Source organism: Streptomyces sp. Sge12, from assembly GCF_002080455.1.
Taxonomy (GTDB): Bacteria; Actinomycetota; Actinomycetes; order Streptomycetales; family Streptomycetaceae; genus Streptomyces.
The window spans coordinates 1,416,317-1,441,566 of the sequence record NZ_CP020555.1 but is presented as its reverse complement, the minus strand read 5'-3'; the positions used below and the strand labels follow the sequence as shown (position 1 = coordinate 1,441,566).

21 protein-coding genes, 1 tRNA gene, 1 pseudogene and 1 riboswitch are annotated in these 25,250 nt (G+C 72.9%); of the genes and pseudogenes, 20 read left to right on the top strand and 3 right to left on the bottom strand.

Annotated features, from left to right (window positions below; genetic code table 11):
- Positions 1-209: 209 nt before the first annotated feature.
- The 6 genes from hpnE (at position 210) to B6R96_RS06445 (ending at position 8,326) form a co-directional block, all read left to right on the top strand.
- Entirely contained in the window at positions 210-1,589 is a 1,380-nt protein-coding gene (gene hpnE, locus B6R96_RS06470) for a hydroxysqualene dehydroxylase HpnE (protein WP_081521922.1), read from the top strand.
- The gene (locus B6R96_RS06465; RefSeq protein WP_199815937.1) at positions 1,586-2,761 is read left to right on the top strand and encodes a polyprenyl synthetase family protein; all 1,176 of its coding nucleotides are present in this window, start codon (positions 1,586-1,588) and stop codon (positions 2,759-2,761) included. Before hpnE ends, B6R96_RS06465 begins: the two co-directional genes overlap by 4 nt.
- 120 nt (positions 2,762-2,881) lie before the next feature.
- Complete coding sequence (shc, locus tag B6R96_RS06460; protein ID WP_237291351.1) at positions 2,882-5,209, top strand: squalene--hopene cyclase; 2,328 nt, start codon at positions 2,882-2,884, stop codon at positions 5,207-5,209.
- Positions 5,209-5,874: a phosphorylase family protein gene (locus B6R96_RS06455; protein WP_081521921.1), complete on the top strand. Its 666-nt coding sequence runs from the start codon at positions 5,209-5,211 to the stop codon at positions 5,872-5,874. Before shc ends, B6R96_RS06455 begins: the two co-directional genes overlap by 1 nt.
- Positions 5,875-5,879: 5 nt before the next feature.
- Positions 5,880-6,911 (top strand): adenosyl-hopene transferase HpnH, encoded by a 1,032-nt coding sequence (hpnH, locus tag B6R96_RS06450; protein ID WP_030385154.1) that lies wholly within the window; start codon positions 5,880-5,882, stop codon positions 6,909-6,911.
- On the top strand, positions 6,908-8,326 hold the full coding sequence (locus tag B6R96_RS06445; RefSeq protein ID WP_081521920.1) for an aspartate aminotransferase family protein: 1,419 nt from the start codon (positions 6,908-6,910) through the stop codon (positions 8,324-8,326). Before hpnH ends, B6R96_RS06445 begins: the two co-directional genes overlap by 4 nt.
- 39 nt (positions 8,327-8,365) lie before the next feature.
- Here the strand turns inward: B6R96_RS06445 and B6R96_RS06440 are convergent, their stop codons facing one another.
- Positions 8,366-9,157 carry a tyrosine-protein phosphatase gene (locus B6R96_RS06440; protein ID WP_081521919.1) on the bottom strand — a complete coding sequence of 264 codons (792 nt, stop codon included), beginning with the start codon at positions 9,155-9,157 and terminating at the stop codon, positions 8,366-8,368.
- A 315-nt stretch (positions 9,158-9,472) separates the two neighbouring features.
- A riboswitch (cyclic di-AMP (ydaO/yuaA leader) is annotated at positions 9,473-9,648 on the top strand.
- A 2-nt stretch (positions 9,649-9,650) separates the two neighbouring features.
- Between B6R96_RS06440 and B6R96_RS06435 the strand changes: the two genes are divergently transcribed.
- The 10 genes and pseudogenes from B6R96_RS06435 (at position 9,651) to B6R96_RS06390 (ending at position 17,699) form a co-directional block, all read left to right on the top strand.
- A complete protein-coding gene (locus B6R96_RS06435; RefSeq protein WP_081521918.1) occupies positions 9,651-10,613 on the top strand; it encodes a LysM peptidoglycan-binding domain-containing M23 family metallopeptidase in 963 nt (320 codons plus the stop codon).
- A 163-nt stretch (positions 10,614-10,776) separates the two neighbouring features.
- Positions 10,777-11,564, top strand: a pseudogene (locus B6R96_RS06430) (SGNH/GDSL hydrolase family protein).
- Between the two features lie 98 nt (positions 11,565-11,662).
- Positions 11,663-12,904, top strand: a complete 1,242-nt coding sequence (locus B6R96_RS06425) for an MBL fold metallo-hydrolase (RefSeq protein ID WP_081521917.1) — start codon at positions 11,663-11,665, stop codon at positions 12,902-12,904.
- A gap of 286 nt (positions 12,905-13,190) precedes the next feature.
- Positions 13,191-15,002, top strand: a complete 1,812-nt coding sequence (locus tag B6R96_RS38630; RefSeq protein ID WP_081521916.1) for a sensor histidine kinase — start codon at positions 13,191-13,193, stop codon at positions 15,000-15,002.
- 38 nt (positions 15,003-15,040) lie between these two features.
- Positions 15,041-15,475 (top strand): roadblock/LC7 domain-containing protein, encoded by a 435-nt coding sequence (locus B6R96_RS06415; protein ID WP_030385147.1) that lies wholly within the window; start codon positions 15,041-15,043, stop codon positions 15,473-15,475.
- Positions 15,472-15,885 (top strand): DUF742 domain-containing protein, encoded by a 414-nt coding sequence (locus tag B6R96_RS06410; protein WP_081521915.1) that lies wholly within the window; start codon positions 15,472-15,474, stop codon positions 15,883-15,885. The genes B6R96_RS06415 and B6R96_RS06410 overlap by 4 nt, the downstream gene beginning before the upstream one ends.
- Complete coding sequence (locus B6R96_RS06405; RefSeq protein WP_078937780.1) at positions 15,863-16,495, top strand: GTP-binding protein; 633 nt, start codon at positions 15,863-15,865, stop codon at positions 16,493-16,495. Before B6R96_RS06410 ends, B6R96_RS06405 begins: the two co-directional genes overlap by 23 nt.
- Entirely contained in the window at positions 16,492-17,073 is a 582-nt protein-coding gene (locus B6R96_RS06400; protein WP_081521914.1) for a GAF domain-containing protein, read from the top strand. Before B6R96_RS06405 ends, B6R96_RS06400 begins: the two co-directional genes overlap by 4 nt.
- 72 nt (positions 17,074-17,145) lie before the next feature.
- Positions 17,146-17,508, top strand: a complete 363-nt coding sequence (locus tag B6R96_RS06395; protein ID WP_081521913.1) for an MmcQ/YjbR family DNA-binding protein — start codon at positions 17,146-17,148, stop codon at positions 17,506-17,508.
- 117 nt (positions 17,509-17,625) lie between these two features.
- Positions 17,626-17,699: transfer RNA gene (locus tag B6R96_RS06390), tRNA-Pro, on the top strand.
- Positions 17,700-17,801: 102 nt separating this feature from the next.
- Here B6R96_RS06390 and B6R96_RS06385 read toward each other — a convergent pair.
- Both B6R96_RS06385 and B6R96_RS06380 read right to left on the bottom strand, forming a co-directional pair.
- A complete protein-coding gene (locus tag B6R96_RS06385) occupies positions 17,802-18,245 on the bottom strand; it encodes a DUF7144 family membrane protein (protein ID WP_030385142.1) in 444 nt (147 codons plus the stop codon).
- Between the two features lie 165 nt (positions 18,246-18,410).
- Positions 18,411-19,196: a helix-turn-helix domain-containing protein gene (locus B6R96_RS06380; RefSeq protein WP_237291350.1), complete on the bottom strand. Its 786-nt coding sequence runs from the start codon at positions 19,194-19,196 to the stop codon at positions 18,411-18,413.
- Between the two features lie 396 nt (positions 19,197-19,592).
- Between B6R96_RS06380 and B6R96_RS06375 the strand changes: the two genes are divergently transcribed.
- The 4 genes from B6R96_RS06375 to B6R96_RS06360 all read left to right on the top strand — a co-directional run bounded on the left by B6R96_RS06375 (position 19,593) and on the right by B6R96_RS06360 (position 25,246).
- Positions 19,593-21,008: a phenylacetate--CoA ligase family protein gene (locus B6R96_RS06375; RefSeq protein WP_053168892.1), complete on the top strand. Its 1,416-nt coding sequence runs from the start codon at positions 19,593-19,595 to the stop codon at positions 21,006-21,008.
- Positions 21,005-21,940 (top strand): hypothetical protein, encoded by a 936-nt coding sequence (locus tag B6R96_RS06370; RefSeq protein ID WP_081521911.1) that lies wholly within the window; start codon positions 21,005-21,007, stop codon positions 21,938-21,940. The genes B6R96_RS06375 and B6R96_RS06370 overlap by 4 nt, the downstream gene beginning before the upstream one ends.
- Before the next feature lie 112 nt (positions 21,941-22,052).
- Complete coding sequence (locus tag B6R96_RS06365) at positions 22,053-23,669, top strand: phospholipase D family protein (protein ID WP_081521910.1); 1,617 nt, start codon at positions 22,053-22,055, stop codon at positions 23,667-23,669.
- A gap of 131 nt (positions 23,670-23,800) precedes the next feature.
- The gene (locus tag B6R96_RS06360; protein WP_081521909.1) at positions 23,801-25,246 is read left to right on the top strand and encodes a glyceraldehyde-3-phosphate dehydrogenase; all 1,446 of its coding nucleotides are present in this window, start codon (positions 23,801-23,803) and stop codon (positions 25,244-25,246) included.
- Positions 25,247-25,250 lie beyond the last annotated feature (4 nt).

The window sequence follows — 25,250 nt, the reverse complement described above, 5'->3', positions numbered from 1 at the left end:
CGCGCGGTGCCCGGCGCCGGGCACCCGGCGAGCGCGCCCGCGCACCCGCGCCCGCACCGCGCCCCCGCGCGGCCCGGGGCCCGGTTCCGGGCAACCACGGCGCAGGCGGCCGCGTCTCTCCCACGGGACTTCGCACCGGGCGGGGCCGCGGCGCCCGCCGAGGACCGACCGGCCGGCCCGCAGGGCCGGCGCAGCACGGGGGAGGGCGCATGAACGGCATCGAACAGCACGCCGTCGTCGTGGGCGGCGGACTCGCCGGGGTCACCACCGCCCTCGAACTCGCCGACGCCGGGCTCCGCGTCACCCTGATGGAGGGCCGCCCGCGGCTCGGCGGCCTCGCCTTCTCCTTCAAGCGCGGCGACCTCGACGTCGACAACGGCCAGCACGTCTACCTGCGCTGCTGCACCGCCTACCGGTGGTTCCTCGACCGCGTCGACGGCGCCGCCCTCGCCCCCCTCCAGGACCGGCTCGACGTTCCCGTCCTGGACGTCGCCCACCCCGGCGGCCCGCGCCTGGGCCGGCTGCGCCGCAGCGCCCTGCCCGTGCCCCTGCACCTGGCCGGATCGCTCGCCTGCTACCCGCACCTGTCCCTCGCCGAGCGCCTGAGCGTCGGCCGCGCCGCGCTCGCGCTGCGCCGCCTGGACCCCACCGACCCGGCGCTGGACGGCCTGGACTTCGCGACCTGGCTCAGCCGCTACGGGCAGTCGGCCCGCACGATCGAGGCCCTGTGGGACCTCGTCGGCATCGCCACCCTCAACGCCACCGCCGAGCAGTCCTCGCTGGGCCTGGCCGCCATGGTCTTCAAGACCGGCCTGCTCTCCGAGAACGGCGCCGCCGACATCGGCTGGGCCAGGGTCCCGCTGGGCGAACTGCACGACACCCTCGCCCGCAAGGCGCTCGACGCGGCAGGCGTACGGACCGAGCTGCGCACCCGGGTCACCGACATCTCCCGCATGCCCGAGGGGGCGTGGCGGATCGACACCGAGGACGAGTCCCTGGAGGCGGGCACCGTGGTCCTCGCCGTCCCGCAGCGCGAGGCGCACGCACTGCTGCCCGCCGGCGCCCTGCCCGACCCCGACAAGCTCCTGGACATCGGCACCGCGCCCATCCTCAACGTCCACGTGGTCTACGACCGCAAGGTGCTCAAGCAGCCCTTCTTCGCCGCCCTCGGCTCCCCGGTGCAGTGGGTCTTCGACCGCACCGACTCCTCCGGACTCCCCGACGGCGGCCAGTACCTGGCGCTCTCCCAGTCCGTCGCCCAGGACGACATCGACGAGCCCGTCTCGGTCCTGCGCGCCAAGTACCTGCCCGAGCTGGAGCGGCTGCTGCCGGCCGCGCGCGGCGCCAAGGTACGGGACTTCTTCGTCACCCGGGAGCGGACGGCCACCTTCGCCCCCACCCCCGGCGTCGGCCGGCTGCGCCCCGGGGCGCGCACCGACACGCCGGGGCTCTACCTCGCCGGTGCGTGGACTGCCACGGGCTGGCCCGCGACCATGGAGAGCGCCGTCCGGAGCGGACTGAGCGCGGCACACGCCGCGCTCGCCGCGCTCGGCCGCCACCGCGAACACCCTCTGCAGGAGGCGGCATGACGAGCACCACCAGCAGCACCGGCACCACCAGCACCACGAGCACAGCACGTACAGGAACAAGAGGAGAGCCAGTGAACCCGGGGAATCCGGCTGTCGAGAACACGGATGCCAGTGTGGGCACAGCCGGAGGGGGCGTGGAGAAGGCGGACACGATCGCTCTCCTGGAACGCGGCCGTACGCTGTCGACCCCCGCGCTCCGCGCAGCCGTCGACCGGCTCGCGGCGCCCATGGACACCGTCGCCGCCTACCACTTCGGCTGGATCGACGCCCAGGGCAACGTGGCCGACGGCGACGGCGGCAAGGCCGTGCGCCCCGCCCTCGCGCTGCTCTCCGCCGAGGCCGCGGGCGCCGCACCCGAGGTCGGCATCCCCGGCGCCGTCGCGGTCGAGCTCGTGCACAACTTCTCGCTGCTGCACGACGACCTGATGGACGGCGACGAGCAGCGCCGCCACCGCGACACGGTGTGGAAGGTGCACGGACCGGCCCTCGCGATCCTCGTCGGCGACGCCCTGTTCGCCCTCGCCAACGAGGTGCTGCTGGAGCTCGGCACCGTGGAGGCGGGCCGTGCGACCCGCCGGCTGACCACCGCCAGCCGCAAGCTCATCGACGGCCAGGCGCAGGACATCTCCTACGAGCACCGCGAGCGCGTCAGCGTCGAGGAGTGCCTGGAGATGGAGGGCAACAAGACCGGCGCCCTGCTCGCCTGCGCGGTCTCCATCGGCGCCGTCCTCGGCGGCGCGGACGACCGTACCGCCGACAAGCTGGAGGAGTACGGCTACCACTTGGGCCTCGCCTTCCAGGCCGTCGACGACCTGCTGGGCATCTGGGGCGACCCGGAGGCGACCGGCAAGCAGACCTGGAGCGACCTGCGTCAGCGCAAGAAGTCCCTGCCCGTCGTCGCCGCCCTCGCGGCCGGCGGGGAGGCCTCCGAGCAGCTCGCCGAACTGCTCGCCGCCGACGCCAAGAGCAGCGACTTCGAGAACTTCTCGGAGGAGGAGTTCGCGGCCCGCGCGGCCCTCATCGAGGCGGCCGGCGGCCGCCGGTGGACCGCCGACGAGGCACGCCGCCAGCACGCCGTCGCGATCCGGGCCCTGGACGACGTCGACATGCCGCAGCGCGTGCGCGACCAGCTCGTGGCCCTCGCGGACTTCGTCGTCGTGCGCAAGAGGTGATCGCCACCCGACAGCGGATATGAATCGCGAGTCGCCGGCCGGCGCCGCCACCTGAGCGTGGCGCGCACCGGCCGACGGCAGACCCCAGCACAGCACAGGACACTGTTCTAAGGGGAAGCCATGACAGCGACGACCGACGGCAGCGCCGAGGGCGCTGGCGCTGGCAGCGAATCAACTCCGGGCGCCCAGGGGCTCCCGGCAGGCACCGGCGTGGGGCGCGCCCGCGGCCCGGCCGCGGAACCGGGGCGGCCGCCCGCCCCGACCCGTGCGGGGCGGGCAGGCCCGCGGGCCGAGTACGGGCCGCCGGGCACGCCCGGCCCGCAGGGCGCCCGCTCCGCCCCACCGGCGGCCGAACCGGGGCCGCTGCTCCCGCCCGCCGGCCGGCAGGGCGTGGCCACGATGCCGCCCGAGGCGAAGCCGGCCGGCCCCACCGCGCCGGACACCGGCCGGGGCGGCGGCCGTGCCCGCACCGCGGACCCGTCCGCCGGCCCGGGGCCCGACCGGCCGGGCCGGACCACCACGGCCGCCGACCTGCGCCGACCACCGGAGGGCGTCCGGCCGGGGGTGTACGAGGCCGCCGCGCGCGCCACCCGGAACCTGCTGGAGCGCCAGGACCCCGAGGGCTGGTGGAAGGGCGACCTGGAGACCAACGTCACCATGGACGCGGAGGACCTGCTGCTGCGGCAGTTCCTCGGCATCCGGGACGAGGCCACCACCCGCGCCGCCGCCCTCTTCATCCGCGGCGAGCAGCGGGACGACGGCACTTGGGCCACCTTCCACGGCGGACCGCCCGAACTGTCCGCCACCATCGAGGCGTACGTCGCACTGCGCCTGGCCGGGGACGCGCCGGACGCCCCCCACATGAGCCGCGCCTCGGCCTGGATCCGGGCCCACGGGGGGATCGCCGCCGCCCGCGTCTTCACCCGGATCTGGCTGGCCCTCTTCGGCTGGTGGAACTGGGACCACCTGCCCGAACTCCCGCCCGAACTGGTCTTCCTGCCGTCCTGGGTGCCCCTGAACATCTACGACTTCGGCTGCTGGGCCCGCCAGACCATCGTGCCCCTCACCGTGGTCTCCGCACTGCGCCCGGTCCGCCCGGCCCCCTTCGCCCTGGACGAGCTGCACGCCGACGCCCGGAATCCCCACCCCGTCGCCGGACTCGCCCCGCTGACCAGCTGGGACGGCGCCTTCCAGCGCATGGACCGGGCCTTGCACGTCTACCGGCGGTTCGCCCCGCGCCGGCTGCGCAAGGCGGCGATGGCCACCGCCGGCCGCTGGATCATCGAACGCCAGGAGAACGACGGCTGCTGGGGCGGGATCCAGCCGCCCGCCGTGTACTCGGTCATCGCCCTGCACCTGCTCGGCTACGACCTGCGGCATCCGGTGATGCGCGCCGGACTGGAGTCCCTGGACCGGTTCGCGGTGTGGCGCGAGGACGGCGCCCGGATGATCGAGGCCTGCCAGTCCCCGGTGTGGGACACCTGCCTCGCCGCGATCGCCCTGGCCGACGCGGGACTGCGGCCCGACCATCCCGCACTGGTCAAGGCCGCCGACTGGATGCTCGGCGAGGAGATCGTCCGCACCGGGGACTGGGCGGTGCGCCGGCCCGGACTCGCCCCCGGCGGCTGGGCGTTCGAGTTCCACAACGACACCTACCCCGATATCGACGACACCGCCGAAGTGGTCCTCGCCCTGCGCCGGATCAAGCACCCGGACCCGGCCCGGGTCGAGGCGGCCATCGCCCGCGGGGTGTCCTGGAACCTCGGCATGCAGTCGCGGAACGGGGCGTGGGGAGCCTTCGACGCCGACAACACCAGCCCCTTCCCGAACAAGCTGCCCTTCTGCGACTTCGGCGAGGTCATCGACCCGCCCTCGGCCGACGTCACCGCCCACGTGGTGGAGATGCTCGCCTTCGAGGGCCGGGCGGGCGACGCGCGGACCCGGCGCGGCATCGCCTGGCTGCTCGCCGAACAGGAGCCGAGCGGCGGCTGGTTCGGCCGCTGGGGCACCAACTACATCTACGGGACCGGGTCGGTGGTCCCGGCCCTCGTCGCGGCGGGCATCGCGCCGGGGCACCCCGCGATCCGGCGGGCCGTGCGCTGGCTGGAGTCCGTACAGAACGAGGACGGCGGGTGGGGCGAGGACCAGCGCTCCTACAAGGACCCGTCCTGGGCCGGGAAGGGCGCCTCCACCGCCTCGCAGACCGCCTGGGCGCTGATGGCCCTGCTGTCGGCGGGCGAACGCGAGGGCAAGGCCGTCGAGCGGGGCATCGCGTACCTCGTGGAGACCCAGCGGGAGGACGGCACCTGGGACGAGCCGTACTTCACCGGGACCGGCTTCCCCTGGGACTTCTCCATCAACTACCACCTGTACCGGCAGGTGTTCCCGCTCACCGCGCTCGGCCGCTACCTGTACGGAGAACCGTTCTCCCCGGCCGGGGAGGCGTGATGTCCGCCGCGGGCGGGCCCCGGGCCCCGGGTCCCGATCCGCTGCTGGTGGCCTGCGCACTGCGCATCGAGCAGGCCGCGCTGCGCAGCGCCGGGCGCGGGCCGGACCGCGGGCCGGCCGGCGGGCACACCCTGCTGCGCACCGGGATGGGCCCGAGCGCGGCCGAGCGGGCCGTCGGCCGGGCACTGGGGCGGCCCGGGATGGACCGGGCCGCCGTCCTCGCGACCGGGTTCTGCGCCGGGCTGGTCCCCGGCATGCACCCCGGTGACCTGGTCGTCGCCGAGGAGACCCGGGATCCGCACGGGACCGTCCCGTGCACCGGCAGTGCCCTGCTCGCCGAAGCACTGGCCCGGGCCGCCCCGGGCCGGACCGTGCACACCGGCGCGCTGACCGGATCCGACCACGTCGTCCGCGGCCAAGAGCGCGCGCAGCTGCGCGCCACCGGCGCGATCGCGGTCGACATGGAGTCCGCGGCCACCCTGTGGGCCGCCACCCGGGGCGGTGACCGCCCGGTTGCGGCCGTCCGGGTGATCGTGGACGCTCCGGAGCACGAGCTCGTCCGTATCGGCACGGTTCGCGGGGGAATATCGGCCTTCCGTGTCCTGCGTGCCGTACTGCCCGCGTTTCATGAATGGCACCGTTCGTTGCTGCTCCCCAGGAGGTGAGCCAGATGGCCATGCCGCTGCGCCAGTCCATCAGGGTCGGGACGTATCTTCTCGAACAGAAGCTCCGCAAGCGCGAGAAGTTCCCCCTGATCGTCGAACTGGAACCGCTCTACGCCTGCAACCTGGCCTGTGAGGGGTGCGGGAAGATCCAGCACCCGGCCGGGGTGCTCAAGCAGCGCATGCCGGTCGCCCAGGCGGTCGGCGCCGTGCTCGAGTCCGGTGCCCCCATGGTGTCCATCGCGGGCGGCGAGCCCTTGATGCACCCGCAGATCCACGAGATCGTCCGCCAGTTGGTGGCGCGCCGGAAGTACGTGTTCCTGTGCACCAACGCGATGCTGCTGCGCAAGAAGATCGAGAAGTTCACGCCCTCCCCGTACTTCGCCTTCGCCGTGCACATCGACGGGCTGCGCGAGCGCCACGACGAGTCCGTGGCCAAGGAAGGCGTCTTCGACGAGGCGGTCGCGGCCATCAAGGAGGCGAAGAGGCGCGGCTTCCGGGTGACCACGAACTCCACCTTCTTCAACACCGACACCCCCCAGACGATCATCGAGGTGCTCAACTACCTCAATGACGACCTCCAGGTCGACGAGATGATGATCTCCCCCGCCTACGCCTACGAAAAGGCTCCCGACCAGGAGCACTTCCTCGGCGTCGAGCAGACCCGGGAACTCTTCAGGAAAGCCTTCGCGGGCGGCAACCGGCGGCGCTGGCGGCTCAACCACTCCCCGCTCTTCCTGGACTTCCTGGAAGGGAAAGCTGATTTCCCCTGCACGGCCTGGGCCATTCCGAATTACTCCCTCTTCGGCTGGCAGCGTCCCTGCTATCTGATGAGCGACGGGTACGTACCGACGTACCGCGAGCTCATCAACGACACCGACTGGGACAAGTACGGCCGCGGAAAGGACCCGCGCTGCGCGAACTGCATGGCGCACTGCGGCTACGAGCCCACCGCCGTCCTCGCCACCATGGGCTCCCTCAAGGAGTCCCTGCGCGCGGCCCGGGAGACGATCGGCGGCAACCGGGGTACGTCGGCATGACCGCGCGGCCACAGCAGGAAGGGGGCGGCCGGGGCAAGGGCTTCGACCTCGGCGCCCTGCTGGCCGAGCGCGGCGCCGAGCGCTACGAGCTGCACGCCAAGCACCTCAACCACCAGCTGCCCCGGATGCTGCACACCATCGGCTTCGACAAGGTCTACGAGCGGGCCGAGGGCGCCCACTTCTGGGACGCCGAGGGCAACGACTACCTGGACATGCTGGCCGGGTTCGGGGTGATGGGCCTGGGCCGGCACCACCCGGTCGTCCGCCGCGCCCTGCACGACGTCCTGGACGCCCAGCTCGCCGACCTCACCCGCTTCGACTGCCAGCCGCTGCCCGGACTGCTGGCGGAGAGACTGCTCTCGTACAGCCCCCACCTGGACCGGGTCTTCTTCGGCAACAGCGGCACCGAGGCCGTGGAGACGGCCCTGAAGTTCGCCCGGTACGCCACCGGGCGCCCCAGGATCCTCTACTGCGACCACGCCTTCCACGGGCTGACCGCCGGCTCCCTCTCGGTGAACGGGGAGGGCGGCTTCCGCGACGGCTTCGCGCCGCTGCTCCCCGACACCAGGATCGCGCTGGGGGACCTCGCCGCCCTGGAGCGGGAGCTGAAGCGCGGGGACGTGGCCGCCTTCGTCGTCGAGCCGGTCCAGGGCAAGGGGGTGCTGGCCGCACCGCCCGGATTCCTGCTCGCCGCACAGGAGATGCTGCATCGGCGGGGGGCGCTGCTGATCGCGGACGAGGTGCAGACCGGCCTCGGACGCACCGGGGACTTCTACGCGTACCAGCACGAGCCGGGCGTGGAACCGGACCTGGTGTGCGTGGCGAAGGCGCTGTCGGGCGGCTACGTGCCGGTCGGCGCCACCCTGGGCAAGGACTGGATCTTCAAGAAGGTCTACTCGTCCATGGACCGGGTCCTCGTGCACTCCGCGAGCTTCGGCTCCAACGCCCAGGCGATGGCGGCGGGCCTGGCGGTGCTGTCCGTCATGGAGGACGAGGAGGTCGTCGCCAACGCCCGGGCCATGGGCGACCTGCTGCGCGGGCGGCTGGCCGCGCTGGTGGACGAGTACGAGCTGCTGCACGAGGTGCGGGGGCGCGGGCTGATGATCGGCATCGAGTTCGGCCGGCCGTCCTCGCTGGGCCTGCGCAGCCGCTGGACCATGCTGCAGGCGGCCCGCAAGGGTCTCTTCGCGCAGATGGTCGTGGTGCCGCTGCTCCAGAAGCACCGGATCCTCACCCAGGTCTCCGGGGACCACCTGGAGGTGATCAAGCTGATCCCGCCGCTGATCGTGGACGAGCGGGACGTGGACCGGTTCGTCGGCGCCTTCCGCGACGTCATGGACGAGGCGCACGGCGGGTCCGGGCTGATCTGGGACTTCGGCAGGACGCTGGTGAAGCAGGCCGTCGCCGCGCGCTGACGGCCTGCCGACCCCGGCGGGGAACCGGCCCCCGCCCCGTCAGACCAGGAGCCGGTCCCGCAGCCGGTCGAGGGTCTCGGGCCGCAGCCCGAGGCCCTCCGCCAGGTAGCGGTCCACCCCGCCCCAGATCTCGTCGATGGTGTCGAAGGCGGCCACCAGGTATTCGGCGCGCGCGTCGAAGAGCGGTGCGAGCAGCTCCATCACCTCGGGGGAGCGGGCGTCCGCCGACTCGTCGGTGCGGCGCACGCGGTAGCGGCGGTGCGGGGCGTTCGACTCCAGGTAGTCCGTCACGATCGCCTCGCGCTCGACGCCCAGCGCGAGCAGGGTGACGGCGATCGACAGGCCGGCCCGGTCCTTGCCGGCCGCGCAGTGCATGAGGGCGGGGACGCTGTCCTCGGCGAGGGCGTGCACGACCCGGCTGTGCTCGGTGGTGCGCAGGCGGATGATCCCGCGGTACGAGTTCGACATCCGGGCGGCGGCCCTGCCCTCGCCCAGGAGCTCGCGCAGCTGCACGAGGTCGCCCTCGCGGACCAGCCGCCAGAACTCCCGCCCGTCGGCCGGGTCCGAGAGCGGGATGTTGACGTTGCGCACGCCCGGCAGTTCGACGTCCGGCCCCTCCAGGGCGTGGTCGGCGCCGTTGCGGAAATCGAAGATGGTGTGGAGGCCGAGCGAGGCGAGGAACTCCGCATCGCTTTCGGTGGCATGTGCGAGATGTCCGCTTCGGTACAGTCGTCCCGTCATGACCGTTCGGCCGTCAGAAGTCGGCAATCCGCCCACATCGCGGAAATTGCGCACTCCGGTCAGCTCCGGCTCCTGTATCTGCTGGGTCAAAGCAACTCCTCCGCCGCATCCTGGGTGCTGTGTCCGAATTACACTACTTGGCGCCAACTTGCCATATCCGGAGGCGAGATCGGGCACGTCCCCGTGAGCCAGATCATACGGTGACCGTGAGTGCCTGATCGCTGAAGGCGAATGGCCCGGTCGGGGCGGCTGTTGACGGTCGGGAATGGACGCAGGGTGACCGGAATTCCGCCGGTCCCTCATGCCTGTTATTCCGTCAGGGAATTCGCGGCTTGTAGCGCGCGGCCGCAAGGGATTACCTTCGCGATCGATCCGGGCGGAACGCCAAATCCTGCCGCCTCCCGGAAACCGCATCCGACCTATTCGTGCGGCAGGAGCGGGGGAACCAGGTAAGCCGCCGGCCCGGAGATCCTTTCACCGGGACGGCTCGGGGTGAAGCCGTTCATGTCCCGTACATGTACGGCCGGACATCTCCAGTCCGAACCCGACAGCTCACCTCGCAGGCGCCGGAGAGGAATTCGTCATGCCTGCAAAGGGTAAGCACCGCCGCCCCAAGTCCCTTTCCCTTTCGCGCGGTTTCGCCGTCGCCGGAACCGGCGGCGCGGCCCTCGCGCTGCCGCTGATCGGTGCCGCCGGCGCCCAGGCGGCCGGTGCTCCGGCCGCCGCCCCCGCGGTCGCTCCCGCGGTGGCCCCGCAGGCCCCGGCCGCGCTCCCGGCGGCGCCCGTCGCCGCCGTGCAGGCCGCCCCGTCCGTGTACACGGTCGTGCCGGGCGACTACCTCTCCAAGATCGCCGCCGAGCGCCACCTGTCGGGCGGCTGGGAGCAGCTGTACGCCGACAACCGCGAGGCCGTCGGCAGCAACCCGTCGCTGATCCACCCGGGCCTGAAGCTGACCCTCGGCGGTGCGGGCCGGGCGGCTGCCGCCCCGGCCGCCCCCGAGGCCGACGCGAAGCCGGCCGAGCCGGCCGCGCCCAAGCAGGAGCGCAAGCAGGCCGGCAAGGCCGCCCCCGTGCAGCGCGAGGCCACCACCGGGTCCCGCGCCGAGGCCCGCGCCGAGGCCCCGGCCGCGCCGCAGTCGGCCGCCGGCTTCGTGGCCCCGGTCAGTGGTGGGATCTCCACCCAGTACAAGGTCGCGGGAGCCATGTGGTCCTCCGGTTACCACACGGGCGTCGACTTCATCGCGAGCTCCGGCACCAGCGTCAAGGCCGTCGGCGCGGGCACCGTGGTCTCCGCCGGCTGGAGCGGCTCGTACGGCAACGAGGTCGTCATCCGCCACGCGGACGGCAAGTACTCCCAGTACGCCCACCTCTCCCAGCTCTCCGTCTCCTCCGGTCAGAGCGTCACCGCCGGCCAGAGCATCGGCCTCTCCGGCTCCACCGGCAATTCGACCGGCCCGCACCTGCACTTCGAGATCCGCACGAGCCCGTCCTACGGCTCGGACCTGGACCCGATCGCCTACCTCCGCTCGAAGGGCGCGAGCCTCTGACGGCACCCGCCGGCGGACCGCCGACCCGCGTGGGGCCGGGACCCGAGGGGGGTCCCGGCCTCACGTGTACTTATTCCTTATCCCATGCGTGGTATAGATCACGGTCCGTCAACCCCTCATTACGTTGGCGTAGGTTGGTTACGGGAGTGAAGTATGGGTTCCCGTGGCAGCGACGACGACGAAACTCAAGACCATCGGCTCGTACGCGGCGATCGGGGACAGCTTCACCGAAGGCGTGGGGGGACCCGGGACCCGGGGGATTCCTATCTCGGCTGGGCCGACCGGCTCGCCGTGCTCCTGGCGGACCAGCGCGACGAGCACGACTTCCGTTATGCGAATCTGGCGGTGCGGGGGAAGCTCCTCGACCAGATCGTGGCCGACCAGCTCCCGAGGGCCAAGGCCCTCGCGCCGGACCTCGTGACCTTCTGTGCGGGCGGCAACGACATCATCCGGCCCGGGACCGACCCGGACGACGTGGCGGAGCGCTTCGAGGCGGCCGTGGCCGACCTCACCGGGGCCGTCGGCCAGGTCATGATCACCACGGGCTTCGACACCCGCGGCGTGCCGGTGCTCAAGCACCTGCGCGGCAAGGTCGCGACCTACAGCGCGCACGTCCGCGCCATCGCCGACCGCTACGACTGCCCGGTGCTCGACCTCTGGTCGCTGAAGTCCGTACAGGACCGGCGGGCCTGGGACACCGACCGGCTGCACCTCTCACCCGAGGGCCACACGCGGGTCGCGCTGCGCGCCGCCCAGGTGCTCGGCCTCCCGGTGCCGGCCGACCCCGACCAGCCGTGGCCCCCGCAGCGCCCGCGCGGCTCCGTGGACGTCACCCGGGACAACATCCAGTGGGCGCGCGAGCACCTCGCGCCGTGGATCGGCCGACGGCTGCGCGGGGAGTCCTCCGGCGACCACGTGGCGGCGAAGCGGCCGGACCTGCTGCCGCTGTAACAGGGTCGGGGGCGGCAAGCGGAATCCTTCGGGGCCGGTGTGCGTTGGGATGGTCGTAGAAGCACGACCATCCTGACCCCACCCTCCCTGGAGGCGCTTTGACCGGCTCCCGTCCCTTGCGTCCGCGGCTGCGTGCCCTGCGGCCCGAAGCCTTCGGTGCGGACCCGTCCGGTGCCCGGCTGGAGCGGATCCGCCGCTCGCCGAACTTCGCCGACGGCGTCTTCCAGAACCCGGTCGGGGCCCGGAACAGGCCCTCGGGCTCGATGACGGAGTTCGCCAAGATCTACTTCCACCGGGAGCAGCGGGTCCGGCGCAGCCCCGCCGCACCCATCCCGGTCCACCCGACGACCCTCGCGGACCTGGCGAAGCCGCCCGCGAGCGGCCTGCGGCTGACCTGGATGGGGCACTCCAGCGTGCTCGCGGAGATCGACGGGCGCCGGGTGCTGTTCGACCCGGTGTGGGGCGAGCGGTGCTCCCCCTTCCCCTTCGCCGGCCCCAAGCGCCTGCACCCGGTACCGGTCCCGCTGGCTTCGCTGGGCACGGTCGACGTCGTCGTCATCTCGCACGACCACTACGACCACCTCGACCTGCCGACGATCAAGGAGCTGGCCGGTACGGACACGGTCTTCGCCGTCCCGTTGGGCGTCGGCGCGCACCTGGAGCGCTGGGGCGTACCGGCCGACCGGCTGCGCGAGCTGGACTGGAACGAGAGCACCGAGATCGCCGGCCTCTCCCTCACGGCGACCCCCGCCCGGCACTTCTGCGGCCGCGGCCTGCGCAACCAGCAGCACACCCTGTGGGCGTCCTGGGTCGTCGCGGGCGGCGAGCACCGGATCTACCACAGCGGGGACACCGGCTACTTCCCCGGCTTCAAGGAGATCGGCGCCGAGCACGGCCCCTTCGACGCCACGATGATCCAGATCGGCGCCTACTCGGAATACTGGCCCGACATCCACATGACGCCCGAGGAGGGCATGCGCGCCCACCTCGACCTGCAGGGCGGCACCCCGCACGGCACGATGCTGCCGATCCACTGGGGCACCTTCAACCTGGCCCTGCACCCGTGGGACGAGCCGGGCGAGGGCACGCTGTCCGCGGCCGAGGGGGCCGGAGCGGCCATCGCGCTGCCGATCCCGGGCCAGCCGTTCGAGCCCGGCGCCGCCGGCGCCCCCCACACCCCGTGGTGGCGGCCCTTCGTCGCCGGGACGACGGCGGGCGGCCGGGTCGACGGTCCGTCGTCCGTGCCCCCGCTCGGAGCCGGGTCAGTGGCGGGGACCGCGGCGCGCGTCGGGTCCGCGGCGGCCGGCGGACAGGAGAAGCCGGAGTCCGTCGGGTCGTAGCGAGCCACACCGGCGAAGCGTCCGGCCGCCCCGGCACACCGGGGCGGCCGGCGGCCGTTCGGACCGGTCCCAGCGGCCGCCGCGGGGCGGCGCCGGGGCGGCCCGCAGGGCCCGACCGGCGCATTCGGGCTGCTGTACGAGCGCTCCACCGGGAGCGGGAAGCACCCCCGCGAAGTTCGCAAACTGGTACTCCCGGGCGCGGCGGAGGGGTCTAGCGTGGGTATTCGGTGATCAACACCGGGCCCCGGGAACGCCGGTGGCCGGGCCCCACGTACCGAGGACCCAGATGTCCGGACTCCGCGCCGCCCGCCACGCCCCGTCGAGACACGCCGTCACCGGTCCCGGCCGGCAGATACGGCCCCTGTTGGTGCGCGCCGCCGTACTGCCCGTGCTCGCCGCCGCGCTCAGCGGCGCCGCCGCGGTGATCTTCACCCTCCAGCTCGGCGGGGGAGCGGGCGAGCGCGACGCCCGGCTGTGGCCGGTGCTCACCGGCTGCGCCCTCCTCGTGGTGGGCGCCCTCGCGGCCGCCCTCCTCGGGGCCCAGCGCGCAGCCAAGGCCGTACGGGACCGGTGCGAGGCGCTGCGCCGCTCCAGCGTGCGCGGCCGCCACGAGCTGCGCACCGCCGCCGACCGGCTGGACCGGGGCGAGACCCCGCCCCGCCCGGTGCGCGGCGGCCCGAGCTCCCCGCCGCCCGGCGGGGATCCCGCCGGCCTGGACGAGTTCTGGCTGCTCTCCCAGGAGCTGCGCAGCGCCCGCGAACAGGCGCACACGACCCTGCTGCGGCTGGCCGGACCGGCCGCCCCGTCCGACAGCGAGCGCAAGGTCGAGGTCTTCGTCAACCTCGCGCGCCGTCTCCAGTCCCTCGTGCACCGCGAGATCTCGCTGCTGGACGACCTGGAGGACACGGTCGAGGACCCGGACCTGCTCAAGCAGCTCTTCCACGTCGACCACCTCGCCACCCGCATCCGCCGCCACGCCGAGAACCTGGCCGTACTGGGCGGCGCCGCCTCCCGGCGCCAGTGGACCCGGCCCGTCGACCTGAGCGAGGTGCTCCGCTCCTCGGTCGCCGAGGTCGAGCAGTACACCCGCGTCAAGGTCGTGCCCCCGGCCGGCGGCAGCGTCCGCGGGCACGCCGTCGCGGACGTGGTGCACCTGCTCGCCGAGCTCGTCGAGAACGCCACGGTGTTCTCCGCCCCCGACACGGACGTGGTGCTGCGCGCCGAGCGGGTCACCGCCGGGATCGCCGTCGAGGTGGAGGACCGCGGGCTCGGCATGCCGGCCGAGGAGCAGCACCGGATGAACGCCCTGCTCGGCGACCCCGACCAGGTCAGCGTCCGGCACCTGCTGGCCGACGGACGGATCGGCCTCTTCGTGGTGTCGGCCCTGGCCCGCCGCCACGGCATCGCCGTCGAGCTCAAGTCCAACATCTACGGCGGAGTGCTCGCCGTGCTGGTGCTGCCGCAGGAACTGCTGGGCGCCGAGGCACCGACCGCGGCCGACGCGGCGGGGGGCTCACGGGCCACCTCGTGGGGGACCGGGCAGGGGGCCGCGGCCGGGCCGCTGGAGCCGGTCCGGATGCACCTGCCGGGGCCGGGGCCGGCGCCCGAGCCGCGCCCCGCACCCGTACCGGGTCCGGCGCCCGAGCCCGTACCGGCACCCGTACCGGTGAGCGTCGTGGAACCGGCGCCCCTGCCCGCGCCCCGGTCCGGCACGGCGGCCGGGCCCGTACCCTCGCCGCGGACCGGTGCCGATCCCGCCTTCGGCCGCCCGCCGTCCGATCCGCCCTCCGGCGCCGGGGCGATGGCCTGGTCGGCGCCCGCCACCGGGCCCCGGGGCGGTCCCGCGCCGGGCCCGGCGACCGGGGCGGTGGCCTGGTCGGCCCCGGAGCCCCCGGCCCCGCCCGCACCCGGCGGGCACGACACCGGTGACCGGCCTCTGCTGCCCCGGCGCCGTGCCCAGCAGCACCTCGCGCCCCAACTGCGCGAGGCGCCCGCTCCCCGGCGGCCCGCGGATCCCGAGCAGCCCGTCCACGACCCGGGCCTCATGGCCGCGTTCCAACGGGGCTACGGGCTCGCCCAGTCGGAGCACCAGGCATGACCCCGACCCCCCACCCCCTCAGCAAGGAGCGCACCCCCATGGGCGGCGAAGTGGCGACGAAGACCGGCAGCCGGCTCTCGGACCTCGACTGGCTGCTCAGCGGCCTGGTGCAGCGCGTGCCGTACACGCGCAGCGCCGTACTCCTCACCGCCGACGGGCTCGTGACCTGCGTGTACGGGCTGGACGCCGACAGCGCCGACCATATGGCGGCCCTCGCGTCCGGGCTGTACTCACTGGGCCGCAGCGCGGGCTCCCGCTTCGCGGACGGGGCCGACGTGCGGCAGGTGGTGGTCGAACTGGACACCGCGCTCGTCTTCGTCTCCGCCGCCGGATCCGGCACCTGCCTGGCGGTCCTCGCCGACCGGGACGCCGACGCCGGAGTGCTCGGCTACGAGATGGCGATGCTGGTCAAGAGCGTCCGCCCGTACCTGGCGGCCCCGCCGAGGCGGCCCGTCGCCGACGCGGAGCGATGAGGCTCCGCGGGCCGGGGGCGCACACGAAGGGCCGGGACACACCGTGGCTCGACGATTCGGCGGGCCGGGTGATGCGCCCGTACACGGCCAGCGGGGGGCGGACCAGACCGGGCGTCGCGCTCGACCTGCTCTCGACGGTGACGACGACCGGGGTGCGCCCGCGCGTCCCGCTCGGCGCGGAGCACACCCTCGCCCTGCGGATCTGCGCGGGCTCCGCGACCGTCACCGTCGCCGAGGTGGCCGGGCAGCTGCGGCTGCCGGCCGTGGTGGTGAAGGTGCTGCTGTCCGACCTGATGGAACACGGGGCCCTGATGGCGCAGGCGCCGCGGTTCCCGGGTGGCGGCTCCTTCGCCGCCGATGACCGGTCCCTGCTCCTGGCGGTGCTCGATGGCCTGCGCAAACGACTGTGACACCCCCGCTCCCGTGGCCGGCCCTGCCCACGGGCGCGCCCCCGGCCCCCCGCCCGTGACGCTGAAGATCCTGGTCGCGGGCGGCTTCGGGGCGGGCAAGACCACCTTCGTGGGCGCGGTGAGCGAGATCGAACCGCTGAGCACGGAGGAGCTGATCGGCGGCATCGGCGCGAGCGCCGACCCGCTGCACGGCGTCGAGGAGAAGACCACGACGACCGTCGCGCTCGACTTCGGCAGGATCACCCTCGACGAGCGCCACGTGCTCTACCTCTTCGGCACGCCCGGGCAGCACCGCTTCTGGTTCCTGTGGGAGGAGCTGTGCGCGGGCGCGCTCGGGGCGGTGGTGCTCGCCGACACCCGCCGCCTCGCCGACTGCTTCCCCGCCGTGGACTTCTTCGAGCGGCGCGGCATCGCCTTCATCGTCGCCGTCAACGAGTTCGACGGCGGTCACCGCTACGCGCCCGACGAGGTCCGCGAGGCGGTGGGGATCGGGCCCGAGGTGCCGGTCGTACGGTGCGACGCGCGCCTGACCAGTTCCGGGACGGGGGCGCTGGCCGCCCTCGTCCGTCATCTGCTGTGCATGTCTTCGGAGTCGGGGGAACCGTTATGACCTACTACGAATCGACCGGACACCTGCTGCTCACGCCGGTGGACCGGGAGGCGCCGGTGCGCGCCGTCCGGCTGCGCGAGCTCGGCATCGGGGAGCGTACCGACGCCGAACTGGACGCCTTCGCCCGCCGCGTCTCCGACACGCTCGGCGCACCCTACGCGGGGGTCAACTTCGTCGGGGAGGAGCGGCAGTTCTTCGCCGGCCTGCACCACGCCGCCGAGGCCCCGGCCAGCGGCTACCCGGCCCGGGTGCTGGCCCGCGACCACGGCTACTGCCCGCACGTGGTGGTACGGCGGCGGGCGCTGGTACTGGAGGACGTACGGGACTTCGCGCGCTTCGCGGGCAATGCGGTCGTGGACGAGAGCGGGGTGCGGTCCTACGTGGGCGCGCCGCTCCTGGACCGGCGCGGGATCGTGCTGGGCACGGTGTGCGCGGTGGACGTGGTCCCGCGGCGGTGGGGGACCGAGGGGCTCACCACCGTGAAGGCCCTCGCGGCGGAGCTGGTGGCCCTGGTGCACGAACGGGAGGACCGGGGGCAGCTCCCCGGGGCGGCGCCGGGGGAGGACCGGCGGGGGTGAGCACGAGGGCCGGTGGCGGGCGCTACGGTCGCGGGACAAGGGTCCACCGGTGGCTGGAGAGGAGTTTCGGGGATGGCCGCAACCGCGCAGGACGTCCGCCTGATCGCGCTGTCGCTCCCGGACAGCACGGAGAAGCTCGCCTGGGGCATGCCGACCTTCCGGGTCGGCGGGAAGATCTTCGTCTCGCTGGCCGACGACGACACCACGATCGGGGTGAAGTGCCCGAAGGAGGACCGGGCCGAGCTGATCGCGGCGGAGCCGGAGAAGTTCTTCCTGCGCGCCGGCCACGACGACAACTACGCCTGGATCCGGGTCCGGCTGGCGGCACTGCAGAGCACGGGCGAGCTGCGCTCCATCCTGATCGACTCCTGGCTCCAGGCGGCGCCCAAGCGCCTGATCGCCGCCCATCCGGAGCTGACCGGAGCCACCGGCTGAGGGCCGCGACACGCCCCGGGGGGCCCGGAGGCGGAAAAGGTGCGCGCGACCACCCCACGAAGTGCGGTATCGTTCTCCTGCGCGTTCAACCAGGGGAAAGCCCAGGTCAGCGCGCATCGGGACGTGGCGCAGCTTGGTAGCGCACTTGACTGGGGGTCAAGGGGTCGCAGGTTCAAATCCTGTCGTCCCGACTCGGAAGAGTCGTAGATCGAAGGGCCGGTCCGGAGCAATCCGGACCGGCCCTTCGATCGTTCCCGGCCCTGCTGGGCCTGCTGCGGCTGCTGCGGCCGAGGTCAGGCGGTCGTACCCGCGTCGGCCTCCTTGTGCATGCCGGCGCACAGCGCCCAGACCACGAACAGGTTGACGGCGACCAGGGTCAGGGCCCACCAGGGGTAGTACGGCACCCACAGGAAGTTGGCGATCGCCGCGAGTCCGGCGACGGCCACGCCGAAGAAGCGCGCCCACAGGGCTCCGGTGAACACGGAGCAGCCGGCGATGACGAGGGCGATCCCCAGGATCAGGTGGACCCAGCCCCAGCCCGTCAGGCTGAATTCGAACACGTAGTGCCGTGTCACGACGAACAGGTCGTCCCGGGCGAGCGCCGCGATCCCCTCGAAGATCGCCATCGCACCGCCGAAGACCATCAGGGCTCCCGCCGTGATGGTGGTGCCCGATGTGGGCGCGTGCCAGGCGCTGGGCTGCTGGCTTGTCCGGGGCCTGCTGGCGTCACTGGCCATGTCGATCTCCTCGGTGACAGAGCCGACCTGGCACGCCAGGATCGGCGATCCCCCGATTCAGCGTGTCACGGTCACCCTCCGTCGGCACTCCGGCCCGACGGAGGGGCCCTTTCGGACCAATCCGCAAACGGCCCCCCACCGTCCGGCGGTCGGGATCCGGGCTGCCTAGGCAGGTACCGGGTGCGGGGCCCGGGTGCCCGGCGGCCGGTCGGGGCGCTCGCGGTGGGGCCGGGCCCCGGCGGCCGGCCGTCGCGCCAGATTGGCGCTGATCATCGCCGCCGCGCGGGCCACGGACTCACCCAGCGGGGCGATCTGCCGGGCCTCCAGGGCGGTCGCCGCCACAGCGGCCACCACCTGCCCGGACGCGGAGAGTATCGGCGCCGATACGCACGAGAGCGAGCTCACGCACTGCCCGTACTCGAAGGCCAGCCCCCGCTCCCTGGCCTGCGCGACCTCCCGGGCCCACGAGGCGGCCGAGCGCCCCTCGGGCGGCTCGCCCACCGGGGCCGAACCCGCCAGGATCAGCTCGGCCGCGCTCCCGGGCGGCAGGACGACACCCGAACTCAGCGGAAACACGTCGTCCACCTCGCCGCGCAGCCCCCCGACCACGATCGTCTGCCCCGCCTCCGCCACCGACAGGCTGAGACTGACCCGGCCGCTCGCGGAGGCGAGCTCACGCAGCGGCCGGGCCGATGCCACGCGCAGCGCACGCGCGGGATGCCATGCCTGTCCCAGCCGGAAGGTCCGGGCCCCGAGACGATAGCGGCCGGCGCGGCTCTGCACCGCGCCCAGTGCCACCAGCTGCCCCAACAGCCGGTGGGCGGTGGCCTTCGGGAGTTCGGCGTCGGTCGCCAGGCGGGTCAGGCCGACTTCCTCGCCCTGCGCGAGCACTTCCATCAACGCGAACGCACCCTCGAGCACGCCCCGCCCCTCTGCACCGGATCTGGCCATGGGCGGTCCCCCTTTCACCTCTGGCCCCATCGGTCGGATGGGTCCAGAACTCCCCGTTCGTCCCGGATCGTTGGAGGTAACGGTGGTGCCGTCCCCCGTTCACCGGTCCGTTGAATGGACCAGATCATTGCCCCTGTGTTGCGATCGCGCCAGTGTGTTCTCGTCCAAGTGACGGAACGTTACGGCGACCTCAGGGGAGCCCGGAGCACCGTCCGCCCGGAACGAAACAAGGAGGATCCGATGAGCGCGATCAAGACGAGCGCCAAGCAGTTCAAGTACGTCATGGGCGCCATGACGGCGGTCTTCTTCGCCACCTGTTCCGCCAGCTGACGAAGAAGTGAGGGGTGGGAGCGGTACGCCGCTCCCACCCCTTCGCCACGCCCCAGGGAGGTATGAGTGCTGGAGACCGGTGTCCGCCAGGTACGGGTGGCCATGGCGATGGTGTTCGGCCGGCGGCTGAACGTACGGGCCGTCGAGCGACTGGTCGCCGACGCCCTCCTGACGCTCGAGGAGTTCGGCTCCCTCGGCGACGACGTGGACGAACTGGCCGACGGGCCGTTCGCCGACCCCGACGAGCGCCGGGACCTGCAGAACCGCGCGCTCCAGCGGACCGTGCGCCGACTGGCCAAGCACTCCCCCTTCTACCGGGAGCGGCTCGCCGGCATCGACCTCGACGGCCTGACCGCCGAGACGCTCACCCGGATCCCGGTGACCCGCAAGGCCGATCTCATCGCACGGCCCGCCGACTTCCTGTGCAGCACCCCCTACCTGGCGACCCAGACCACCGGCACCACCGGCCGCCCCGTGCAGATCTGGCTCTCCCGCTACGAGATGGAACTCTGGCCCGCGCTGATCGCGCTGTCCCTGGTGCTGCGCGGCGATCTCGGGCCCGGTGACCGCATGCAGATCAACCTCAGCTCGCGGGCGACGGCCGCCGTGCAGGAGGACGTCGAGGTGTGCCGGCTCGCCAACGCCTCGTGCCACGTCGTGGGACAGATCCCGCCGGAGGAGTCGGTCGAGCACCTGCTCACCCCGGTCGGCGGCATCCGGCCCACCATCCTCACCGGCAACCCCAGTTACCTCGGACAGATGGTCACCGCCGCACGCCGACGCGGGTACGGGCCCGACGACTTCGGACTGCGTGCGATCTACGCAGGCGGGGAGATGCTGTCGCGGAGCCTCTCGGACGCCCTGCGCGAGACGTTCGGGGCCAAGACCGTCGGCGACGCGTTCGGGATGACCGAGCTGCTGCCGGTCGGCGGCCGCACCTGCGGCAAGCGGCACCTCCACATCGACCCCAACATGGGCTACACCGAGGTCCTCGACCTGGCGACCGGCGAACCCGCCGGGCCCGGACGGCTCGGCGAACTGACGGTCACGCCCTACTTCCCCTACCGCGAGTGCATGCCGGTCCTGCGCTACAACACCGGCGACGTGGTCCGCACCCTGGACGGCGAACCGGACTGCGAGCTGGCGGCCGTACCCGCCGTCTCCCACATCCTCGGCAAGGCGGGCACGCTGCACCGCACCACCGAGGGCCTGGTGACCCCGCGCGACATCCTGGAGGCGCTGGACGGCACCCCCGGCCTGCCCTGGCCGCTGCGCCACCGGGCCGAGGTCGGGGCCGACGGCCGGCTCCACGTGGAGGTCGCCTCCAAGGAGGTCACCGAGGCGGAGGTGGCCGAGCGGCTGCGGGCCCAGGACATCGACGCCCGCGTCACGGTCCTGCCGGTGGACGACGAGGAGGCGGCGCGCCTCTTCCCCCTCCGCTGCGACCTGTTGGAGCACACCTTCACCCGGAGCCACGCATGACGGTCTTCTTCCAGCTCGCGGTCACCATCGCCCTGGCGCTCGGCGTGTGCGTGGGCGCGATCGCCTACTTCCGTGCCGTGCGCACCCCGAGGCCGCCCGTCGGCGTCTTCAACGGCAGTGACATCTTCATGATGATGGGCTTCGTCCTGGCGCTGCCGTACATCTACCTGACCCTGCCGGGAGCGGTGCTGCCGGTGGTGCTCGCCCTGGTCTTCGCGGGTGGGCTGTCGGTGGGCTACCAGCCCCTGATCGGCAACGGCCGACTGCGGTGGGCGCTGATCGCCCTGCTGATCGCGAGCGTGCTCGTCTGCCACACGGCCTTCGGCGAGACCGCGCCCCCGTACTGGGTGGCGAACAGCGTCGTCGTCGTACTGATCGTCGTCTCCGCCACCAACCTCAACGTGCAGGGCGGCATGCGGCTGAAGAACGTCGCGTGGTTCCTCCTCGCGCTCACCGCGTACGACGCCTTCTTCGCCTGGGTCGTCCCGCTGACCCAGGAACTGTCCGACGCCGTCCAGGGATACCCGTACGCCCCGGCCGCGGGCCTGCGCATCGGGGAGGACCTGGGCGCCGTGGTCGGCATGGGCGACCTGCTGGCCTACGCCCTGTTCACCACCACCGCCTGCAAGGCGTACGGGACCCGCGGGCTGCGGACCGGGATCGCGCTGGTCACGCTCTTCGGGGCCGTGGCCCCCGTGGCCACCCTGCACGTCGTCGCGGCGGTCACCGACCACGCGCCGACCCTCGTCCCGGCCCAGGTGTTCTTCGGCCCGGCGGCCTTCCTCGGCTACCGGTTCCTGCGCCGCGGCGGCCCCGAGCGGCGGATGGCCGACGTGGTGTTCCGCGGGACCCGCGGCACGCGCGGCGCCCGCGGGGGAGCCGCCCCGCAGGCCCCGGCCGGCCGGGGTGCCTCCGTGGAACCCGTCGGCTGAGCGGGCCGCGCGGCCCGGGTGCGGCTAGCCTGAAACTGCGGTGCACCGGCGCGATCGGAGGACCACATGACCGCCGTCACTCCCGGTAGCGCGCAGGTGGGGAGCCGATGCCGTGACACACGCCGACTGGCTCCTGCTCCCCGCTGAACGCGGCAATCCCGCGACGTGCCTGGACCGGCGCCGCCCCGACGGCACGGCCTGGTCCACGGGCAACCACGTACAACCCCTGGTCCACGGCGCCGTCTACTTCGCGGAACTGCTCGCGGCCGTCCGTGCGATGGATCCGGGCGATCTGCTGATGTTCACCGACTGGCGCGGCGACCCCGACGAGCGGCTGGCCGGGCCCGGCACCGAGATCGGCTCCGTGCTGTGCCGGGCGGCCGAGCGCGGCGTCGTCGTCAAGGGGCTGCTGTGGCGGTCCCACCTGGACAGCCTTCACTTCAGCCAAGAAGAGAACCTCCACCTCGGCGAGGAACTCGGTCGGGCCGGCGGAGAGTGCCTGCTCGACATGCGGGTCCGGCCCGGCGGCTCCCACCACCAGAAACTGGTGGTGCTGCGCCACCGCGGCCGTCCGGAGCTGGACGTCGCCTACGTCGGCGGGATCGACCTCTGTCGCAATCGCAACGACGACGCCACGCACGCGGGAGACCGCCAGTCCTTCCCCCTGGCCCGCGCCTACGGGCCGCACCCGCCCTGGCACGACGTCCAGCTCGCCCTGCGCGGGCCGGTCGTGGGTGACGTCGAGGCCGTCTTCCGCGAGCGCTGGCAGGACCCGGCCCCCCTCAGCCGCAGCCCGCTCGTCCGGCTGCGGGAGCGGATGCACCGCGAGGACATCAGCGCGGACCCGCTGCCCCCGCAGACCCCCGACCCGGCGCCCTGCGGCACGCACACCGTCCAACTGCTGCGGACCTACCCGAACCGCCTGCTCTCCGGCTACCCCTTCGCCCCCGACGGGGAGCGCAGCATCGCCCGCGGGTACACCAAGGCGCTCGCCCGGGCCCGGTCACTGATCTACCTGGAGGACCAGTACCTGTGGTCCCCCAAGGTGGTGGCCCGCTTCGCCCGGGCGCTGCGCGATCACCCGCGGCTGCGGGTGATCGCGGTCGTCCCCAGCCTTCCGGATCAGGACGGCCCGCTCACCCTGCCGATGAACCTGATCGGGCGGATCACCGCCCTGGACGAGCTGCGCCGGGCCGGCGGCGATCGGGTCGCGGTGTACGGCCTGGAGAACCGGGCGGGAACACCGGTCTACGTCCACGCCAAGGTGTGCGTGATCGACGACGTATGGGCCTCCGTCGGCTCCGACAACATCAACCTCCGCTCGTGGACGCACGATTCCGAGCTGGGCTGCGCCGTGTACGACGAGCACCCGGACCCGCGGCCGCCGAGCGACCCGGCAGGGCTGGGGGACGGCGCGCGGGCCTTCGCCCGCGAGCTGCGCCTGGAGCTCATGCGCGAGCACGTCGAGGCCGAGGCGGGAGCCGGGACCGGTGTGGTGGACGGGCTGTGCGACCCGGTCTCCGCCTTCGAGGCCTTCGCCGCGAGCGCCGCGGCCCTGGACGCCTGGCACGCTGACGGCCGCCCCGGTCCGCGGCCGCCGGGGCGGCTGCGCGCGTACGAGTCCCCGGAGCTGTCCCTGACCCGGCGGCTGCTCGCGACCCCGCTGCACCACCTGCTCGTCGATCCGGACGGCCGCCCCCTGGGCATGCGCCTCCGCGGCAGGTTTTAGCGGCAAACCATTGAAAAAACGTACAAATTCATGTCACATAGTGCCCGTTCCCGACACGGTGGGTACCGCTTAAGTGACCAAAATGGCGGCGGGTTAGCATATGAGCACCGCCTAGCTCGAAAGATAATCCTGTGACTGTCAATGAGGACTCGTTCACCAGCTGGAAGAACCGCGAGGAGATCGCGGAGTCGATGATCCCGATCATCGGGAAGCTGCACCGGGAGCGGGACGTCACGATCCTGCTCCACAGCCGATCCCTGGTGAACAAGTCGGTGGTCAGCATCCTCAAGACCCACCGATTCGCCCGGCAGATCGACGGTGAGGAGCTCTCGGTCACCGAGACGCTGCCGTTCCTGCAGGTGCTCACCACGCTCGATCTCGGCCCGTCCCAGATCGACATCGGCATGCTCGCCGCGGACTACAAGAGCGACGACCGCGGCCTCTCGGTGGCCGAGTTCACCGCCGAGGCCGTCGCCGGCGCCACCGGCGCGAACAAGATCGAGCGCGTCGAGGGCCGCGACGTCGTCCTGTACGGCTTCGGCCGCATCGGCCGCCTCGTCGCCCGGCTGCTGATCGAGAAGGCCGGCTCCGGCAACGGCCTGCGCCTGCGCGCCATCGTCGTCCGCCAGGGCGGCGACCAGGACATCGTCAAGCGCGCCTCGCTGCTGCGCCGCGACTCGATCCACGGCCAGTTCCAGGGCACGATCACCGTGGACGAGGCGAACAGCACGATCATCGCCAACGGCAACGCCATCAAGGTGATCTACGCGAACGACCCGTCCGAGGTGGACTACACCGAGCACGGCATCAAGGACGCCATCCTCATCGACAACACGGGCAGGTGGCGTGACCGCGAGGGTCTGTCCAAGCACCTGCGCCCCGGCATCGACAAGGTCGTGCTGACCGCTCCGGGCAAGGGCGACGTCCCGAACATCGTCCACGGCGTCAACCACGACACCATCAAGCCGGACGAGCAGATCCTGTCCTGCGCCTCCTGCACCACCAACGCGATCGTCCCGCCGCTCAAGGCCATGGACGACGAGTACGGTGTCCTGCGCGGTCACGTGGAGACCGTCCACTCGTTCACGAACGACCAGAACCTGCTGGACAACTACCACAAGGCCGACCGTCGTGGCCGCTCCGCGCCGCTCAACATGGTCATCACCGAGACCGGTGCCGCCTCCGCCGTCGCCAAGGCGCTGCCGGACCTGAAGGCGCCGATCACCGGCAGCTCGATCCGCGTCCCCGTCCCGGACGTCTCGATCGCCATCCTGAGCCTGCGCCTGGGCCGTGAGACCACCCGCGAAGAGGTCCTCGACTACCTCCGCGACGTCTCGCTGCACTCGCCGCTCAAGCGCCAGATCGACTTCACCACGGCGCCCGACGCGGTCTCCATGGACTTCGTCGGCTCGCGCCACGCCTCCATCGTCGACGCGGGCGCCACCAAGGTGGACGGCGACAACGCCATCCTCTACCTGTGGTACGACAACGAGTTCGGCTACTCCTGCCAGGTCATCCGCGTGGTCCAGCACGTGTCCGGCGTGGAGTACCCGACCTACCCGGTTCCGGCGGTCTGATCCT

Excerpts from the sequence above, each read along its gene's own strand:
- hpnE (WP_081521922.1), top strand. The coding sequence starts at position 210 with ATGAACGGCATCGAACAGCACGCCGTCGTCGTGGGCGGCGGACTCGCC.
- B6R96_RS06465 (WP_199815937.1), top strand. The coding sequence starts at position 1,586 with ATGACGAGCACCACCAGCAGCACCGGCACCACCAGCACCACGAGCACA.
- shc (WP_237291351.1), top strand. The coding sequence starts at position 2,882 with ATGACAGCGACGACCGACGGCAGCGCCGAGGGCGCTGGCGCTGGCAGC.
- B6R96_RS06455 (WP_081521921.1), top strand. The coding sequence starts at position 5,209 with ATGTCCGCCGCGGGCGGGCCCCGGGCCCCGGGTCCCGATCCGCTGCTG.
- hpnH (WP_030385154.1), top strand. The coding sequence starts at position 5,880 with ATGGCCATGCCGCTGCGCCAGTCCATCAGGGTCGGGACGTATCTTCTC.
- B6R96_RS06445 (WP_081521920.1), top strand. The coding sequence starts at position 6,908 with ATGACCGCGCGGCCACAGCAGGAAGGGGGCGGCCGGGGCAAGGGCTTC.
- B6R96_RS06435 (WP_081521918.1), top strand. The coding sequence starts at position 9,651 with ATGCCTGCAAAGGGTAAGCACCGCCGCCCCAAGTCCCTTTCCCTTTCG.
- B6R96_RS38630 (WP_081521916.1), top strand. The coding sequence starts at position 13,191 with ATGTCCGGACTCCGCGCCGCCCGCCACGCCCCGTCGAGACACGCCGTC.
- B6R96_RS06415 (WP_030385147.1), top strand. The coding sequence starts at position 15,041 with ATGGGCGGCGAAGTGGCGACGAAGACCGGCAGCCGGCTCTCGGACCTC.
- B6R96_RS06410 (WP_081521915.1), top strand. The coding sequence starts at position 15,472 with ATGAGGCTCCGCGGGCCGGGGGCGCACACGAAGGGCCGGGACACACCG.
- B6R96_RS06405 (WP_078937780.1), top strand. The coding sequence starts at position 15,863 with ATGGCCTGCGCAAACGACTGTGACACCCCCGCTCCCGTGGCCGGCCCT.
- B6R96_RS06400 (WP_081521914.1), top strand. The coding sequence starts at position 16,492 with ATGACCTACTACGAATCGACCGGACACCTGCTGCTCACGCCGGTGGAC.
- B6R96_RS06395 (WP_081521913.1), top strand. The coding sequence starts at position 17,146 with ATGGCCGCAACCGCGCAGGACGTCCGCCTGATCGCGCTGTCGCTCCCG.
- B6R96_RS06385 (WP_030385142.1), bottom strand. The coding sequence starts at position 18,245 with ATGGCCAGTGACGCCAGCAGGCCCCGGACAAGCCAGCAGCCCAGCGCC.
- B6R96_RS06380 (WP_237291350.1), bottom strand. The coding sequence starts at position 19,196 with ATGGCCAGATCCGGTGCAGAGGGGCGGGGCGTGCTCGAGGGTGCGTTC.
- B6R96_RS06370 (WP_081521911.1), top strand. The coding sequence starts at position 21,005 with ATGACGGTCTTCTTCCAGCTCGCGGTCACCATCGCCCTGGCGCTCGGC.